This window comes from Paraburkholderia sp. SIMBA_053 (assembly GCF_046534895.1).
Classification (GTDB): domain Bacteria; phylum Pseudomonadota; class Gammaproteobacteria; order Burkholderiales; family Burkholderiaceae; genus Paraburkholderia; species Paraburkholderia caledonica.
Map to the genome: position 1 here is coordinate 1 of NZ_JAWRXU010001309.1, position 249 is coordinate 249.

General features: G+C 63.9%; 1 protein-coding gene. It reads left to right on the forward strand.

Annotated features, from left to right (window positions below; translation table 11 throughout):
* Nucleotides 1-249: SDR family NAD(P)-dependent oxidoreductase (locus SB753_RS39860; RefSeq protein WP_410805521.1), on the forward strand; the 249-nt coding region annotated here is incomplete at both ends.

Genomic DNA, 249 nt, shown 5'->3' on the forward strand with positions numbered 1-249 from the left:
GTGATGCGGGCAGCGCTGCCGATCATGCGCAAGCAGCGCTCCGGGCACATCATCAACGTCAGTTCCGTGGCAGGCGCTGTCGGCCTGATGCACTGCGGCGCCTACAGCGCGAGCAAGTTCGCCGTGGAGGGGCTCTCGCTTTCTGTGGCTGAAGAGGTCGGAAAGTTCGGCATCGAGATCACGGTGGTCGAGCCGGGATTCTTCCGCACGGACTTGTTGGCCGCAGCCAACGCCAAATGGCCGGACAAG